Origin of the sequence: Streptomyces sp. ICN903 (assembly GCF_022015835.1) — a bacterium.
GTDB lineage: Bacteria > Actinomycetota > Actinomycetes > Streptomycetales > Streptomycetaceae > Streptomyces > Streptomyces fenghuangensis.
In genome coordinates this window covers 1-12,150 of sequence record NZ_JAKMAY010000181.1, presented here as the reverse complement: position 1 = coordinate 12,150, position 12,150 = coordinate 1, and the positions used below count along the sequence as shown (strand labels likewise).

General features: G+C 72.1%; 10 protein-coding genes. 6 read left to right on the top strand and 4 right to left on the bottom strand.

Annotation, left to right across the window (positions count from 1 at the left end; all coding sequences use genetic code 11):
* The 5 genes from L7D48_RS18505 to L7D48_RS18485 all read left to right on the top strand — a co-directional run.
* The coding region (locus L7D48_RS18505; RefSeq protein WP_237880572.1) for a hypothetical protein at positions 1–803 on the top strand (803 nt) is incomplete at its 5' end.
* A 90-nt stretch (positions 804–893) separates the two neighbouring features.
* A complete protein-coding gene (gene msrA / locus L7D48_RS18500) occupies positions 894–1,553 on the top strand; it encodes a peptide-methionine (S)-S-oxide reductase MsrA (RefSeq protein ID WP_237880571.1) in 660 nt (219 codons plus the stop codon).
* A 98-nt stretch (positions 1,554–1,651) separates the two neighbouring features.
* Complete coding sequence (locus L7D48_RS18495) at positions 1,652–2,008, top strand: DUF6247 family protein (protein ID WP_237880570.1); 357 nt, start codon at positions 1,652–1,654, stop codon at positions 2,006–2,008.
* Positions 2,005–2,277: a hypothetical protein gene (locus tag L7D48_RS18490; RefSeq protein ID WP_237880569.1), complete on the top strand. Its 273-nt coding sequence runs from the start codon at positions 2,005–2,007 to the stop codon at positions 2,275–2,277. The genes L7D48_RS18495 and L7D48_RS18490 overlap by 4 nt, the downstream gene beginning before the upstream one ends.
* A gap of 1,042 nt (positions 2,278–3,319) precedes the next feature.
* On the top strand, positions 3,320–3,616 hold the full coding sequence (locus L7D48_RS18485; RefSeq protein ID WP_093852339.1) for a YrhB domain-containing protein: 297 nt from the start codon (positions 3,320–3,322) through the stop codon (positions 3,614–3,616).
* Positions 3,617–3,714: 98 nt separating this feature from the next.
* Here the strand turns inward: L7D48_RS18485 and L7D48_RS18480 are convergent, their stop codons facing one another.
* The 3 genes from L7D48_RS18480 to L7D48_RS18470 form a co-directional block, all read right to left on the bottom strand.
* On the bottom strand, positions 3,715–4,257 hold the full coding sequence (locus tag L7D48_RS18480; protein WP_237880573.1) for a type 1 glutamine amidotransferase domain-containing protein: 543 nt from the start codon (positions 4,255–4,257) through the stop codon (positions 3,715–3,717).
* A 295-nt stretch (positions 4,258–4,552) separates the two neighbouring features.
* The gene (locus L7D48_RS18475) at positions 4,553–7,873 is read right to left on the bottom strand and encodes a S8 family serine peptidase (protein WP_308312316.1); all 3,321 of its coding nucleotides are present in this window, start codon (positions 7,871–7,873) and stop codon (positions 4,553–4,555) included.
* 496 nt (positions 7,874–8,369) lie between these two features.
* Positions 8,370–9,653 (bottom strand): Ig-like domain-containing protein, encoded by a 1,284-nt coding sequence (locus L7D48_RS18470; RefSeq protein ID WP_237880567.1) that lies wholly within the window; start codon positions 9,651–9,653, stop codon positions 8,370–8,372.
* 409 nt (positions 9,654–10,062) lie between these two features.
* Between L7D48_RS18470 and L7D48_RS18465 the strand changes: the two genes are divergently transcribed.
* Positions 10,063–10,389, top strand: coding sequence for a hypothetical protein (locus L7D48_RS18465; protein ID WP_237880566.1), 327 nt, complete (start codon positions 10,063–10,065; stop codon positions 10,387–10,389).
* Here L7D48_RS18465 and hutH read toward each other — a convergent pair.
* Positions 10,370–11,926: a histidine ammonia-lyase gene (gene hutH, locus L7D48_RS18460; protein WP_237880565.1), complete on the bottom strand. Its 1,557-nt coding sequence runs from the start codon at positions 11,924–11,926 to the stop codon at positions 10,370–10,372. The two genes, L7D48_RS18465 and hutH, sit on opposite strands and share 20 nt — an antisense overlap.
* Positions 11,927–12,150 lie beyond the last annotated feature (224 nt).

The following is a 12,150-nucleotide window of genomic DNA, read 5'->3' as shown; positions in this document are numbered from 1 at the left end:
CCCTCAGCAAGGAGCGGCCGCCGGCCCCCGCGCCCGCCCCGGACGCGCGCTGGCTGCGGAACTGGCGCACCGCCTCCCCGCGCGACGCGGCCTGCGCGCAGGTGTACGCGCAGTTCCTGGTCTGGCAGGCGCTGGGCGACACCGGCTCGGCCGACCGGCGGATCATCCTGGAGGAGGCCCGCGAGATCGCCCGCGAGGCGATCCGGCTCGCCCCGGCCGACCCCACCGGGTACATCACCGACCTGTTCGCCGCCCGCGCCCTGGGCGTGCGCCGCCCCGAGTTCGAGGAGCGCTGGGAGGAGGTGCGCAGGCGCGCGCCGCACCACATGGGCGCGCACCTGGTGGCGCTGCCGTACTGGTCCGCCAAGGGCCACGGTTCCAAGGAGGACGCCTACGCCTTCGCGCAGCGCGCCGCGGGCGAGGCCCCCGAGGGCAGCCTGCTGCCGGCCCTGCCGCTCTTCGCGGTCTACGACCACCTGCCGGAGGCCAACATGGTCAGCGGCCTCTACCGCAGCGCGGTGGTGGAACAGGCCATCGAGGGCGCGCGCTACGCCCTGCACCACGCGCCCGCCGACCACCCCGTCGCCCCGCACGTGCGCCATCTGCTGCTGTGCTTCCTGGTACGCGCCGAGCGGTACGCGCAGGCCCTGGAACAGGTGCGGGCCGTGGATGGTTATGTCGGTGCGCTGCCCTGGGTCGACGGCGGCGACCCGGTGGCGGAGTACTCGGCGTACCGCGCCCTGGCGGTCGCCGGCTACGAGAGCCTGGGCGGCGACGCGGCGCACACCCCGCCGGCGCACTGAGACGTGGGGGCGGCGTACGGCACACGGCGTACGCCGCCCCAGGCGGCACCGGGCCCACCAGGCCCACCGAGGCCACGAGGAGAGTTGAGCATGCTGTTCGGCCACTTCAAGAAGTCCCTCCCCACGGCGGAGGAAGCCCTCAAGGGCCGCCCGGAGCGTCCCTACACCGTCCCCGAGACCCACACCGTCCTGGGCAACCCCCTGCTGGGCCCCTACCCCGAGGGGCTGGAGACCGCCGACTTCGGCCTGGGCTGCTTCTGGGGCGCGGAGCGGAAGTTCTGGCAGACCGACGGGGTGTGGACCACCCTCGCGGGCTACCAGGGGGGCCACACCGAGAACCCGACGTACGAGGAGGTCTGCTCGGGCCTGACCGGGCACACCGAGGCCGTCCGCGTCGTCTTCGACCCGTCCAAGGTCACCTACGAGGAGCTGCTGCGGGTCTTCTGGGAGTCCCACGACCCCACCCAGGGCTTCCGCCAGGGCAACGACGTGGGCACCCAGTACCGCTCGGCGATCTACACCCACTCCGCCGGGCAGGAGGCCGCGGCGAAGGCGTCCCGCGACTCCTACCAGGCCGTCCTGGCCTCCTCGGGCTACGGCGAGATCACCACGGAGATCCTCCCCGCCGGTCCCTTCTACCCGGCAGAGGCATACCACCAGCAGTACCTCGACAAGAACCCCGGTGGCTACTGCGGCATCGGCGGCACGGGCGTGAGCTGCCCGGTCGGCGTGGCCCGGGCCGAGGGCTGAGCCCCATCCGGCTCTCCATCACTCGTTCGGACGACTGCGGGCAGTGTGTGGCGGATACGCTGCCCGCAGCGAGCAGAATCCCGCCCATGGGAGAAGCCATGACCACCTCCGCTGCGGAGCAGCCCCTCATCCCCCAACCGCCTGCCACCGTGACGGCACTGCGGCAGGCCGTAGCCCAAATCGCGCCGGCTGCTCTCCCCGCCTTCACCCGTGAGCTGGACCATGCCGCCGACCAGGCACGGCAGGGTTCCGACCTCGCACCGCTGCGGCGCTTCGTCGCCCAGTGGGCGGTCTACGTCCACATCCAGCGGCAGCCCCACCTCTCGGAGCGGCTTCGGCGTCTGGAGGACCAGGCCGCCACCGGCGACGCCGACCAGGCTCGTGAGGCCGCCTCCGAGATCGGCCGCCTCCTGGACGACGCGCACGCCTCGCTGGCCGCCCCGTCCCAGCGGTGAGCGGCACCTGGCGCTGGGAGTACGACCCGGACGGCGCCCATGTCACCGGTGGCGTGCCGGACGAGATCACCTCCGAGGTGGAACGCCTGGCCGCACAGCTCACCGAACTGGCCGACATGGACGTCGACATCGGCGACCTGGGCAATGGACCGCGCCCCGGTGGGCTGCGCCGCATGGACGCCGCCGGCGGCTGGTTCTACTTCCTGGCCTCTCCCAGGGACCATCTGATCATCGTCGTGAGGATCGTCCCGCCCTTCGACCAGCTGTGAACGGCGGTGTGCGTGCGGACTCGACGGCTGTGCAGCGCACCGGTCTGTCCATATGTGTGCGCCATGCTGATCTCCTGTCGGCACCTGGGCGGCCAGGTCAAGCGTCATGAGACCGGGCCTCGCCTCCCCAGCGCTCCCCGACTGCCCGCGACCGCTGGTGTCAGCGGAACAGTTCCGGCAACGGGCACGCCTCCAGCGGCTCCTCCGGCCGGTCGGCCCATTTCCATCACAGGTGCCGACCGGCACAGCTCCACAGCGAGCGGCAGGCTCGCAGGCCGTCGTCCTGCCGCCCGGAGAGCACGGAGCCGCCGGACCTCATGGGCCGGCCGCACTCCGGGCAGACCGGAGGTGGACATCTTGACGCGGCCGTGTAGTCCGTTTCCACGGACGTGGCGTTCCTGTGCTCGGGGGTATCGGTGCTCATGGGTGTCGGGGGCGGTGTCGCCGGGGAAGCCGGCCAGTTCGGCCAGGTCCCGTCCGTCGGAGTCCAGCCAGTATCTGGGGCCGGAGGCGTAGCCGGGCCGGTTCCCCGTCAGCTGCTCGACCATCTCCTTCACCAGCGATGTCGGTGCGTAGCACTGCCCGTCGTACTCCCACCGCAGAGGGCGGCCGCGGTTGCCGGCCCAGGTGGCACGGCCGCGCCTGGGATCCTGGCGACCCACCTCTCGATCTCGTTGCTGTCCCGTGCCATGGACTCCGGAAAGGCGCGGAAGCGGAGTGTCTGGCCTGGCTGTGCCGCGCCGATGATCGACACCCTTTCAATCGCCATACGGGTTCCCCGGGTTGCCGTTCGTCTCGCACCGCCTGAAGTCCAGGAAGGGATCGCGGTCCGCCGCAGCCCCGCCCGCGAACGGTCTTCGCCCGCGCCCTGCGGGAAGTGCCCGACGTGCTACGGGCCGGGCCGGGGGGCGCGGGCCGGTCGTATCGTCCTATGCTGCGCCCAGTCATGGCGGTGCGGTCGTCCGGAAGCGGGTTCACGCCGTCCGAGCGCCGGGGTCCGCCGGTTCCCCGAAGGTTCTGAGCGACACCAAGGAGACTTCCAGTGCTCTCACGGGATGAGGCCATCGACTCCGCCCGCCGGTTCCTCGACGAGGCTTTCCCCGAAGGGGAGTTCACGATCGTCGTGCAGGACGGACTGACGCAGGAGCATCCGGTGGCGTGGGCGGTGCGGTTCGACTCGCAGGAGCACATCGACACCGGGAACATGGCGCTGGCGCCCTTCGTCCGCGTGGTGGTCGTGCCCAAGGACGGCAGCGGGCCGCACTTCCCCCCGACCCACCAGCCGCTGGGCGAGTACCTGGGCGAGCTGGCCAGGGACGCCTACACCACCGGCGCCTGACCGCCGGGCACCCGGCGCCGGGACGCGTGTGTGGGCCGCCCGCGCGCGGCGGGCGGCCCACAGCGGGTCGGGTGGGGTCGGGAAGCGGCGTGGCGGGGTCAGGCCGAGACGGTCTGGAACTCCCGCAGGAACGCCTGGTTGAACGCCTTGAGGTCGTCCGGCTTGCGGCTGCTGACCAGGGTGTTCGGTCCTTCGGTGCAGACGGAGACCTGTTCGTCGACCCAGTTGGCGCCGGCGTTGCGCAGGTCGGTCTCCAGGCTCGGCCAGGATGTGATCTTCCTGCCGCGCACCACGTCCGCCTCGATCAGCGTCCACGGGCCGTGGCAGATGACCGCCACCGGCTTGCCGGTCTGGAAGAACTCCCGGACGAAGGAGACGGCGCCCTCGTCCGTCCTCAGGAAGTCGGGGTTGGCGACGCCGCCGGGCAGCACCAGCCCGTCGTAGTCCTCGACCGCGGCCTGGCCGACCTGCTTGTCCACCTCGAAGGTGTCGGCCTTGTCGAGGTGGTTGAACGCCTGGATCCGCCCGCCGGTGGTGGACAGCAGGCTCGGGGTGCCCCCGGCGTCGATCACGGCCTGCCACGGTTCGGTCAGCTCTACCTGCTCCACACCCTCGGGGGCGACGAGAAAGGCGACCTTCACTTCTGCCACGTCCTTTCGGCAGCTCGGGTCCTCGGTACATGCTGCGTACTCCCCCGTACTCGGATACGGGTTTCCGCCGGGAGCGGTCCTATGCCACTTTATGTGTCTTTCCGGGCGGAACGGCCGCACGTCGCCGTACCGCCCGCATCTCCCGTCCCGTCCGCCCCGCCCGCCTCCGCGGCAACGCGGGACGGCCCGCCGGAGCGGTTGCTCCGGCAGGCCGTCCTTTCACCGGTGGGCCACCAGTGGCCATCGTTGGTTCACGGGAACGGTGTCGCCCGTGTGACCGCGGGTGTCACCTGGTGCGGTAGGCGTTGACGATCGTCTGGGACAGGGTGTTGCCCTTGGTGTCCTTCACGTTCGCCTTGAAGGAGACCGTGCCCTTCCTGCCGGGGTTCTTGAAGGTGATCTTCCCCTTCTTGACGGTGGTCTTCTTCCAGCTCTTGCCGCCGTCGAAGGAGACGTGGACGGTCAGCGACTTCAGGTTCCCGCCGGCGGCCGACCCCTGGACGGTGACCGGCACCGGCATGGTGGCCATCGCCTTGGCCGTGCCGTCCAGGGCCAGCTTCGGAGTGAAGCGCACCGCCGTCGCCGGGAGGCCGGTCTCCTGGGAGGTGCGCGCCGAGGTGAAGGTGTAGGAGGCGCTCACCCTGGTGCTCAGCTTGAAGACCTTGCCGCGGCTGAGGGTGGTGACCAGCTTGTACTCCGCCTTGCCCTTGGGGAGGGTGAAGCCGGTGTAGTCGAGGATCTCCTCCTCCTCGGCGTACTTCTTCCCGTTGCGGTACAGGGTCGTCCGCGCCGAGTCGTACAGGCTGTCGCCGAGGTTGCCGGCGCCGTCCGCGAGCGGGTTCAGCATGCCGTAGAGGTCGTCGCCGTTGCGGAAGATGCCGCCGTACTCGCCCAGGTGGGGTCCGAAGACGGCGCTGTTGAAGGTGCGCTCGTAGGTTCTGCCCGCGGTGAACTTCCGTTCGTCGGTGTAGTAGCCGGCCTCGAACTCGCCACTGGCATCGAACTGTGTGAAGTCCTGCGACCACCGGGTGCCCTTGGCCTTGACGTAGACCGTGGTGGTGCGCGGGAGCCCGCGCCCGACCCCGAAGAAGGAGCCCACGCTGGAGGGCACGGTGGACAGCACGCCGGTACGGCCGGGGGCCGAGGTGCCCTGCCGGACGTTCAGCCTGGCCATCTCCGACTTCTTCGTGTGCGTCTTCAGGCCGGTGTAGAAGCCGCCCTCGCGGGCGTGGAAGGTGTTGTAGTCCGTGCCGCCGTTGGTCCACACGGCGGTGGCCGCCGAGGTGGCCTCGACGTCTCCCGTGCCGCCGACCTGTGCGGTGCGCAGGCTCCGCCCGCTGCCCTCCGTACCGCCGTAGACGCTGACGAAGCCTTCGTCGCCGAGGGCGCCGGTGAACTCGACGGACAGGCCGATCTGCTCCGCCTTGCGGTCGGGCACCGTCATCCTCACCTCCTTGGCCTTGCGGGCGTCGAAGGTGAGGGTGGTGTCGCGGTCGAGTTCGACCGCCGGGGCCATGAGCCAGTCGCTGCCCTTGTACTCCTCCTCGGTGCTGCCGGGCAGGGCGATGTCGGTGGACAGGACGTAGGTGCCCTTGGGGACGCGGACGGTGGTGGTGCCGTCCTCGCCCGTCAGGCCCCTGAACACATCGGCCTGGTAGCCGACGAGCGCGCTGCTCCACAGGGGGGCCGGCCTGCCGTCGCGGCCGAGGACGCGCACGGTCAGGTCGTAGGACTCCACCTCGCGGTCGACGGCGCCCGCGGTGCGGACGCTCTGGCCGCCGCCGGTCGCGGTGACCGCCACGCTGTAGCCGCCGTTCACGCTGCCGCCGAGCCGGGTGTCGGCGGTGACGCCGACGGCCGCCGTACCTCCCGCGGGGACGGTGACCTCGTCGGCGGCCAGGGTGAACATGCCCTTGGGCGCGGCCTTGCCCCGGGGGTCCGTGCCGGTGGCGGTCAGGGAGAGGGTGACGTCCTCGGTGCCCAGGTTGCGGTAGGTGATGTCCTTGGTGACCGGCTCGTCGTCGCCGTGCGGCCACTGGGCGGTGCCGAAGCCGATCGACACCGGCTCGGCGACGATCGTCTGCTTCAGCGCCTTGTTCACGTCCGCCCGGCCGGAGCCCTGCTGGAAGGCGGTGTAGCCCTTGCCGGGCTTGGTGGAGGCCGTCAGCGCGCCCTTGATCCGCTCGCCGGTCCAGTCGGGGTGCCGCTGGGCCAGCAGCGCGGCCGCGCCCGCGACGTGCGGGGTGGCCATGGAGGTGCCGGAGATGGAGACGTATCCGTCGGCGACCGGGTCGCCCTCCTGCTCGACGAGGCTGCCCTCGGCCGCCGCCGCGCCGATGTCCACACCGGGGGCGGTCAGGTCGGGCTTGACCGCGCCGTCCCCGGTGCGCGGGCCGACGGAGGAGAAGTCGGCGAGGGCGTCCTGCTTGTCCACGGCGCCGACCGTCAGCGCGGCGTCCGCGCTGCCGGGGCTGGAGATGGTGGAGGCGCCGGGGCCGTCGTTGCCGGCGGCGATGACGAAGAGTGCGCCGCTGTCCCGCGACAGCCGGTTGACGGCGTCCTCCATCGGGTCGATCTCGGGGGTGTCGAAGCCGCCGAGGCTGAGGTTGACCACCTCGGCGCCCTGGGCGACGGCCCACTCCATCCCGGCGATGATCTCGGAGTCGCTGCCGTAGCCGGCGTCGTCGAGGACCTTGGCGTTGAGCAGTTTCGCCCCGGGGGCCACGCCCTTGTACAGGCCACCGGACTTCGCTCCGGAGCCGGCCGCGATGGAGGCGACGTGGGTGCCGTGTCCGTAGTGGTCCCTGGTGTCGTCGGACGCGGTGAAGTTCTTCTCCGCGGCTATCCGCCCGGCGAAGTCGGGGTGGGCGGCGTCGATGCCGGTGTCGAGGACGGCGATGGTGACGCCCTTGCCGTCGTAGCCGGCCTTCCAGGCCGCCGGTGCGCCGATCTGCGCGGTGCTCGTGTCGAGCGCCGCCTTGCGGACGCCGTCGAGGGAGACGGTGGCGACTCCGGGCGCCGCCGCGAGCTGCCCCGCCCCGGCCGGGCGGGTCAGGGCCTTCCAGGCTTTCGCGGCGCGGTCCCCGGCGACGGCCAGTGCCTCGCCGTTGACCGAACGGAAGGCGGCGCGCACGGTCGGGTCGGCCTCGGCGTGGAGTTCGGCCCTGGCCGCGGGCTTCGCGCCGCGGTAGGTGACGATGACCGGTACGTCGGTGCCGGTCCTGTCGCGGTACTGTTCGCGGCTGAGCTCGGTGACGTCGAACAGCCGCCGGTCGAGCCTGCGTTCGGCGATGAGCCGGGTGACGTCCTGCGGGATCACATGGGTGTGGTCCCCGGTGCGGACGATCCGGACGGGTACGTCCTCGCGTCCTTCGGCCCGGATCACCGAGGTGACCCTGCCGTGCCGGTCCAGCACGACCCGGTCGCCGGTGACGAGGGTGACGGAGCGCCGGCCGCGCTCGGTCCGGTCGGTTCCCTGCGGCGGGCCCGCCCGGAGCGCCGCCGTTCCCGGTCCCGTCTTCGGTGCGGTCCGCGGCGCGGCGTCCGGGCCGGTCCTCGGGGCGGCGGACGATGCGGTGGTCAGCCCCATCGTCAGTGCGACGGCCACGGCGGTGGCTATCGCGGCGGCGCCCGCTCTCTTCCGTTGTGTCAATTCTCCCCCTGGTGAGGTCATCACCGTGCGCGGGGAACCCCTGCGGCCCCCCTGCGCGATCAGTCTGCGGGAGGCCGTGACGCCCGCACCATACGGCCTCGTATGGGACAGGTGTTCTGGGTGTGACGCCGCATCGGTTCCCCTCGGTCCGGGGCCGAATCGGGTCGCTTCCGGCTCTCGCGTTGGTGAGGACGCTCGCGGGGGCCGTTCGGTTCGTCTCCGGCCCGTCCGCGTTCCTCCGGCTCCCGCGGTGCCCGGCCGCGAGGCCGCCCGGCGGGGAACGGCGGAAACGGCGGAAGGCGGCGGAAACGGCGGAAGGCGGCGGAAACGGCGGAAGGCGGCGGGGAGCGGCGCGGTGCGCCGTTCCCCGCCGCCTTCCGGGAGGTGCTCCGAAGACGCGGTGGGTGCGGTCAGCGGGCCGTCGGGGGGCCCTTGCCGGAGGCCGGGAGGATCAGAGGGCGGATCCGGCCTTCCAGTCCTCCCAGGACATGTTCCAGCCGTTGAGGCCGTTGTCCGGGGTGATCTGCTTGTCGGGCGAGTTCTTGACTATCACCACGTCGCCCAGGAGCGAGTTGTCGAAGAACCAGGCGCCGTCCTGGCTGGGGTCGTCCGCGCCCTGGACGTCGTTCAGGCCGACGCAGCCGTGGCTGGTGTTGACGTTGCCGAAGACCGAGTCGGCGCCCCAGTAGTTGCCGTGGATGAAGGTGCCGGAGGTCGACAGGCGCATGGCGTGCGGCACGTCGGGGATGTCGTACTCGCCCTTGCCGTCGTCGTCGGTGAAGCCGACGGTCGCGCCGTTCATCCGGGTCTCCTTGTACTTCTCGGAGATCACCATCTGGCCGTTGTAGGTCGGGGTCTCGGGCGCGCCGGCGGAGATCTTGAAAGTCTTGACGGTCTTGCCGTCCCGGACGACCTTCATGGTCTTGGTCTTCACGTCGACCGTGCTGACCTGGGAGCGTCCGACGGTGAAGCTGAAGCTCTTGTCCTGGATGCCGGTGACGCCCTCGGCGCCCTCGACTCCGTCGAGGTTGAGGTCGACGGTGACCTTGGAGCCGGCCTTCCAGTAGTCCTTGGGCCGGAAGTCCAGGCGGGTGTCGCTGAACCAGTGGCCCACGACCTCCTGGCCGCTGGTGGTGTTGACCTCGATCGCGGCCTGGACGGCCTTCTTGTCGGTGATGCCCTTGTCGAAGTTGAGGGAGACGGGCATGCCGACGCCGACGGTCGAGCCGTCCTCGGGCGTGAAGTAGCCGATGAAGCTGTTGTCGGGCGAGACCGTGGTGAAGGTGACGTTCTCCAGCGCCTTGCGGCCCTCGGAGTCCTCGGCCTCGGCGGAGATCGTGTACCGGGTGGCGCGCTCCAGCTGGCCGTTGGGCTTCCAGCCGCTGCCGTCGGCCGCGAGGGTGCCCTCGACCTCCTGGCCCGTCGCGGCGGCCTTCATGGTCACCGAGGTGAGCTTGCCGTCCTTCACCGCGACCTTGGCCGCGTGGATGCTGGCGTTGTCCGCGCCGTCCTTGGGTGTGATGACTATTCGGGCGTCGGAGGCCTTCTCCGCCGCCGCCTTGTCCACCTGGGCCTGCTCCTTCTCCGGCTTCTTCGCGGAGCCGGCGTCGGACCCGCCGCCGGTGCTGCCGCTCTCACCCCCGCACGCCGACAGTGTGAGCACTCCACTGAGCAGCGCGGCCGCAGCCACGACGCTCCTGCGGCGCTTGCCGTCCCTCATCACACGCTTCTCCATCCGCTTACGAACCTCTGGCTCCCCGTTCCGCGTCCCACGCCGTCCGGTACGGGCGAAGCGGGACGTCCACCCCACGGCCGCACATACGAGAACGCGAGGGAACTGTGACCCGTTCCACCCAGGGTAAGACTGTGGGGTAAGACACCCTCCGGTCACCAGGGGTTGCACTGGCGGGCGGGAATTCCCCCGCGGTTCCGGATCGTTACCGGCGGATCCGTCCGCCTGTGACAGCCGATCACATCACAGCGCTTTCCTCCTGTCACGGCGCTTATGTGGCAGTGTGACCGATTTCGCATGAGGCGGCCGGGCGGTGGAGGGCGCGGGCACCGGCCGCCCTTCACGCCGCACCCCTGTCGTCGTTAGCATCGGTCGCAGCATCGCCGATCCGCTGCACCGAGGGGGCTCTTCCGTGCGAGCACACCGTCGACCGCTGGTGACCGCCGCCGTCGCGGGCGGCCTCCTGTGCGGTCTGTGGTTCGTACCGTCCGCGAACGCCACCGGCGACGGCGAGCCGGCCGGGACCACCGCCCCGCGGACACAGGTCCAGACCCAGTCCCAGACCCAGTCCCAGGACCGGACCGGCTCCGGGGGCGAGGTGGTGCTGGCCGACACCGGCACCTTCGACAGCACGCCCTACCTCGTCGGCGGCCTCGGCTTCCTCGGCGCGGGCGCCGCCCTGCTGGTCAACGCCCGCGTCCGGGCCGGCCGCGAGGGGTTCACGCCAGCGGTCCGGTGACGGCCTCGGCCGCCGCCACCAGCCCTCCCGTGCGGACGAACGCCTCCGCCGCCGCCAACTCCGGCGCCAGGTAACGGTCCTCTCCCGGGCCCCGCACCCCGGCCTCGCGCGCCGCGGCCACCACCGCCGAGGCGGCGGGCGAGGGGGTCAGCCCGTCCGCCGCGCGCAGCTCGACCGCGCGGGCCGCCGCGCACAGCTCCACGGCCACCACCCGGGTCAGCCCGTCGACGGCGGTGCGCAGCTTGCGGGCGGCCGACCAGCCCATCGATACGTGGTCCTCCTGCATCGCCGAGGACGGGATCGAGTCCACCGAGGCCGGGACCGCCAGCCGCTTCATCTCGCTCACCAGGGCGGCCTGGGTGTACTGGGCGATCATCAGCCCCGAGTCCACGCCCGCGTCGCCCGCCAGGAAGGGCGGCAGCCCGTGGCTGCGGTTGCGGTCCAGCAGCCGGTCGGTGCGGCGCTCGGCGATGGAGGCCAGATCGGCCGCGGCGATGGCGAGGAAGTCCAGTACGTAGGCGACCGGAGCGCCGTGGAAGTTGCCGTTGGACTCCACCCGCCCCGTCTCCGGGAGCACCACCGGGTTGTCCACGGCCGCGGCCAGCTCCCGCTCGGCGACGGTGCGGGCGTGCGCCAGGGTGTCGCGCCCGGCGCCCGCGACCTGGGGGGCGCAGCGCACCGAGTAGGCGTCCTGGACGCGCGGGGCGTCGTCCTGGTGGTGGCCGGTGAGCTCCGAGCCGGCCAGGACCTTGAGCATGTTGGCGGCGGAGGCGGCCTGGCCGGGGTGCGGGCGGACGGCGTGCAGCTCGGGCGCGAGTACCCGCTCGGTGCCCAGCAGCGCCTCCAGGGTGAGGGCGGCGGTGATGTCGGCGCAGGTCAGCAGCCGGGCGAGGTCGTCGCAGGCCATCACCAGCATGCCGAGCATGCCGTCGGTGCCGTTGAGGAGGGCCAGCCCCTCCTTCTCCCGCAGCTCGACGGGGGCCAGTCCGTGCTCGGCCAGCAGCTCGGCCACCGGCCGCACCCGCCCGTCGGGGCCCTCGGCGTCCCCCTCCCCCATCAGGGCCAGCGCGCAGTGCGACAGGGGCGCCAGGTCGCCGGAGCAGCCGAGCGAGCCGTACTCGTGGACGACGGGGGTGATGCGCGCGTTGAGCAGGTCCGCCATGGCGCGGGCCACCTCGGGCCGCACCCCGGTGCGGCCCGAGGCCAGGGTCTTCAGCCGCAGGAACATCAGCGCCCGCACCACCTCGCGCTCCACACGCGGGCCCATGCCGGCGGCGTGCGAGCGGACGATGTTGCGCTGGAGCCGTACGCGCAGCCCGGCGGGGATGTGGCGGACGGCCAGGGCGCCGAAGCCGGTGGAGACGCCGTAGACGGGGTCGGGGGACGCGGCCAGGTCGTCGACGACCCGGCGGGCGGCGGCGAGGGCGGCCAGCGCCTCGTCGGACAGTTCGACGCGGGCCAGGCCACGGGCGACGGCTACGACGTCCTCGGCGGTGGTGCCGGAGGGGCCGATCACCACGCGGTTCTGCATATCCATATTCAGGAACACTAAAGAGTGAATCGAGTTCTGTCACGACCCTGCCGGGACCGTGCCCGGCCCGCACGGACTCCGCGCCGCGCCCGCGCATGCCCCCAGGGCCCGCGCCCTGGGCCCTCACACGTCCAGGCCGCGCAGCCGGCGGCGGTCGCCCCGGGCCCCGATCCGCCCCTGCTCGGCCTGGTCGGCCAGGCGGACCACGGCGTCCCCGGTGTACTCGGGAC